This window comes from Kitasatospora sp. NPDC005751, assembly GCF_040630835.1.
Lineage (GTDB): Bacteria > Actinomycetota > Actinomycetes > Streptomycetales > Streptomycetaceae > Kitasatospora.
In genome coordinates this window covers 1-4,843 of record NZ_JBEXYC010000131.1, presented here as the reverse complement: position 1 = coordinate 4,843, position 4,843 = coordinate 1, and the positions used below count along the sequence as shown (strand labels likewise).

2 protein-coding genes are annotated in these 4,843 nt (G+C 75.4%); both read left to right on the top strand.

Annotation, left to right across the window (positions count from 1 at the left end; all coding sequences use genetic code 11):
- On the top strand, window positions 1-2,845 hold a 2,845-nt coding region (locus ABZ497_RS36460; RefSeq protein ID WP_359812372.1), incomplete at its 5' end, for a type I polyketide synthase.
- Between the two features lie 46 nt (window positions 2,846-2,891).
- Window positions 2,892-4,843, top strand: a 1,952-nt coding sequence (locus ABZ497_RS36455; protein WP_359812369.1) for a type I polyketide synthase, incomplete at its 3' end; no start/stop codon positions are given.

The following is a 4,843-nucleotide window of genomic DNA, read 5'->3' as shown; positions in this document are numbered from 1 at the left end:
GCCCGTCGGCCTTCCGGTCACCCATCTGGAGCTGCCCACCTACGCCTTCGACCACGAGCACTACTGGCTCCGGAGCGCTGCCGCCACCGACGCGGTCTCGCTCGGCCAGGTCACGGCCGACCACCCGCTGCTCGGCGCGGTGGTGGAGGTGCCCGAGACGGGCGGGGTGCTCTGCACGTCCCGGCTGTCGCTGCGCACGCACGCCTGGCTCGCCGACCACGCCGTCGGCGGGGTCGTGCTGGTCCCCGGCACCGGCCTGGTGGAGCTGGCCGTCCGGGCCGGCGACGTGGTCGCCGCCGGCGGGCTCGACGAACTGGTCATCGAGGCACCGCTGGTGGTGCCCGAGCACGGCGGAGTCCGGATCCAGGTCGCCGTCGGCGGCCCCGACGAGGACGGCGCGCGGACCGTCGCCGTCTACTCGGCCCGCGAGGACGCGGCCGGCGAGATCGGCCCGGACGCCTGGACCCGGCACGCGGCCGGCACCCTGACGGCGGCCCCGGCCGACCGCCCGGCGGCGCCCGGCTTCGACACCACCGCCTGGCCGCCGGCCGGCGCGGAGCCCGTGGAGCTCGACGTTGCCGGCTTCTACGAGGACCTCGCCCGGCACGGCTACGCCTACGGCCCGGCGTTCCAGGGCCTCCAGGGCGTCTGGCGGCGCGGTGAGGAGCTCTTCGCCGAGGTCGCCCTGCCGGACGAGCGGCGCGACGAGGCCGCCCGCTTCGGCATCCACCCGGCGCTGCTCGACGCGGCCCTGCACACCCAGGCGTTCGCCCAGCCCGAGGAAGGCCACAACGTCCTGCCGTTCGCCTGGAACGGGCTGGTGCTGCACGCCGCCGGCGCGGGCGCCGTCCGGGTCCGGATCGCCCCGCAGGGGCCGGACAAGCTCGCGCTGACCGCCGTCGACGAGGCCGGCGGCGCCGTCCTGACGGTCGACTCGGTGACCTTCCGGCCGGTGGACGTCGAGCAGTTGGACACCGCGGCCGCCACGGACGAGGGCCGCGACGCACTGTTCCGCCTGGAGTGGAGCACACTGCCGGCGGCCGCGGCCGCGGCGGCGCCGTCCTGGGTGCCGGTCGCCACCGGCGAGGAGGTGGCCGCGCTGGCCGCCGAGGCCCCTGCCGTCGCCGTCCTGGAGGCCCACGGCGGCGAGGACGCCGACCAGGTGCTCGCCCTGACCGCGCAGGCCCTGGAGGTCGTCCAGGCCTGGCTGGCCGACGCGGCCTTCGAGGACGCGCGGCTCGTGGTGGTCACCCGGGGCGCGGTGCCGGCCGGCACCGACGCCGACGTCACCGACCCGGCGGGCGCGGCGGTCTGGGGCCTGCTGCGCACCGCGCAGGCCGAGAACCCGGACCGGATCGTCCTGCTCGACCTCGACCCGGACACCGACGGCTCCTTCACCACCGTGCTCGGCGCCGTCCTGGCCGCCGACGAGCCGCAGGTCGCCGTCCGGGCGGCGGCACTCTCCGTGCCGCGCCTGGTCCGGGCGCAGGCCCGGCCCGCGACGGAGGCACCCGAGGCGTTCCGCCCGGACGGGACCGTCCTGGTCACCGGTGGTACCGGCTCGCTGGGCGCGCTGGTGGCCCGGCACCTGGTCACCGAGCACGGCGTCCGGCACCTGGTGCTGGCCAGCCGGAGCGGTCTCGGGGCCGAGGGCGCGCCGGAGCTGGTGGCCGAACTGGACGGGCTGGGCGCGGCGGTGACGGTCGCCGCCTGCGACGTGACCGACCGGGAGGCGGTGGCCGCGCTGCTGGCCGCCGTCCCGGCCGAGCACCCGCTGACCGGCGTCGTGCACACCGCCGGTGTGCTGGACGACGGCGTGATCGGCGCGCTGACGCCCGAGCGGCTGGCCCGCGTGTTCGCCCCGAAGGTGACCGCCGTGAGCCACCTGGACGAGCTCACCCGTGACCTCGACCTGACGACCTTCGCGGTGTTCTCCTCCGCCTCCGGGCTGTTCGGCTCGGCCGGCCAGGGCAACTACGCGGCGGCCAACGCCCACCTCGACGCCCTGGCGCACCGGCGCCGGGCGGCGGGCCTGCCCGGTACGTCCCTCGCCTGGGGCCTCTGGGAGCAGATCAGCGGCATGACCGCCCACCTGGGCGCCGCCGACCAGGCCCGGATGAGCCGCGGCGGGGTCCTGCCGATCGGCCCGGCCGAGGGCATGCGGCTGTTCGACGCGGCGCTGCGGACCGACACGGCGCTGGTCGTGCCGATCAAGCTGGACCTGCGGTCGCTGCGGGCCGACGCGGCCGCCGGCCGCACCACCCAGCCGCTGCTGCGGGGACTGGTGCGCTCCGGGCGGCAGTTGGCCCGGACGGCGGCCGGTGACAGCGGCGGTCTGACCCGCCGGCTCGCCGGCCTGGCCCCGGCGGCGCAGGAGGCCCTGCTGCTGGACCTGGTCCGCGGCCAGGTGGCGACCGTGCTCGGTCACGCCGGGCCCGACCAGGTCGGCCCGGAGACGGCGTTCAAGGACGCCGGCTTCGACTCGCTGACCTCGGTCGAACTGCGGAACCGGCTGCGCGAGGCGACCGGTCTGAAGCTGGCCGCGACGGTGGTCTTCGACTACCCCGCGCCGCTCGCCCTGGCCCGGTACCTGCACGGCGAGCTCGGCACCACCGACGACGCGCTGTCGATGGTGAACGCCAAGATCGAGGACATCGAGTCGCTGATCGCCGGACTGGTGTCCGACGAGTCCAAGAAGGCCGGCATCGTGCTCCGCCTCCAGGGGTTGGTGGCGAGGTTCAACGGGGTCGAGCAGACGGAGGAGTCCACGGTCGCCGAGCAGTTGGAGTCCGCCTCCGCCGATGAGGTCCTCGACTTCATCAACGACGAGCTCGGCATCTCTTGAGCACCACGCCTTCACGGTCTGCCCAAACCCCGGTGAGGAATTGACGATGGCCACGGACGAGAAGATCCTCAAGTACCTCAAGCGTGTCACGGCCGAACTGCACGACCTGCGCAAGCAGGTCCAGCGGAACGCGGACGAGCCGGTCGCGATCGTGGGCATGGCCTGCCGCCTGCCCGGCGGCGTGACCGGCCCCGAGAGCCTGTGGCAGCTGGTCAGTGAGGGCCGGGACGGCGTGTCGGCGTTCCCGGACGACCGCGGCTGGGACCTGGACGCGCTGTTCGACGACGACCCGGACAAGGCCGGCACCTCCTACGTCGCGCAGGGCGGGTTCCTGCGCGACGCCGGGAAGTTCGACGCCGAGTTCTTCGGGATCTCGCCGCGCGAGGCGCTCGCCATGGACCCGCAGCAGCGCCTGCTGCTGGAGACCTCCTGGGAGGCGCTGGAGCGCGCCGGCGTCGACCCGACCTCGCTCAAGGGCGCGGACGTCGGGGTGTTCAACGGGATCATGGGCGTCGACTACTTCTTCGGCGGCAACGTGCCGCCGGAGCTGGAGGGCTTCGCCGGGACGGGCGCGGCGGGCAGCGTGGCCTCGGGCCGGATCTCCTACGTGTTCGGGTTCGAGGGCCCGGCGGTCACCGTGGACACCGCCTGCTCCTCGTCCCTGGTGGCGATCCACCTGGCCGCGCAGGCGCTGCGCCGCGGCGAGTGCTCGATGGCACTCGCCGGCGGCGCGACCGTGATGGCGACACCGCACACCTTCGTGGAGTTCTCCCGCCAGCGCGGTCTGGCCTCGGACGGCCGGTGCAAGTCCTACGCGGACGCGGCGGACGGTACGGGCTGGGCCGAGGGCGCGGGCGTGGTCGTGCTGGAGCGGCTCTCCGAGGCCCGCCGCAAGGGGCACCGGGTGCTCGCGGTGCTGCGCGGGTCGGCGGTGAACCAGGACGGCGCGTCCAACGGGCTGACCGCGCCCAACGGCCTCTCCCAGCAGCGGGTGATCCGCAAGGCGCTGGCGGCGGCCGGGCTCACCCCGGCCGACGTGGACGTGGTGGAGGGGCACGGCACCGGCACGGTGCTGGGGGACCCGATCGAGGCGCAGGCGCTGCTGGCCACCTACGGCCAGGAGCGCGAGCCCGGGCGGCCGCTCTGGCTGGGCTCGCTGAAGTCCAACATCGGCCACGCCCAGGCGGCGGCGGGTGTCTCGGGCGTGATCAAGATGGTGCAGGCGCTGCGGCACGGCGTGCTGCCCGCCACTCTGCACGTCGACGCGCCGTCCTCCCAGGTGGACTGGTCGGTCGGCGCGGTCGAGCTGCTCGACCGCAGCCGGCCCTGGCCGGAGGTGGACCGGCTGCGCCGGGCCGGGGTCTCCTCCTTCGGTGTCAGCGGCACCAACGCGCACCTGATCCTGGAGCAGGCCCCCGAGGACGAGGTGGAGCCCCTCGCGGGTGAGGCCGCGCCGGGGGCCGGGGCCGTGCCGCTGGTGCTCTCGGCGAAGAGCGCCGGGTCGCTGGCCGGTCAGGCCGAGCGGCTGACCGCCTTCGTCGGTGCGTCGGAGCAGGAACTCCCGGACGTCGCCGCCGCGCTGGTGTCGCAGCGGGCGCTGCTGTCGGAGCGCGCGGTGGTGCTGGCGGGCTCCTCGGAGCAGGCGCTGGCGGGGCTGGACGCGCTGGCGCGCGGGGAGTCCGCCGCCGCGCTGGTGACGGGCAGCGGTTCGGTCCCGGCCCGGACGGTGCTGGTGTTCCCGGGGCAGGGGTCTCAGCGGGTCGGGATGGGCCGTGAGCTGGCGGAGCGGTACCCGGTGTTCGCCGAGGCCTTCGACGCGGCCTGTGCGGCGTTGGACGCGCGGTTGGCGGGGTGGACCGAGCACCCGGTCAAGGACGTGGTGTTCGGTACGGCCGGATCCCTCGACCAGACCGTGTACACCCAGGCCGGGTTGTTCGCGGTGGAGACGGCGTTGTTCCGGCTGGTCGAGTCCTGGGGCGTCCGGCCGGACGCCGTCAT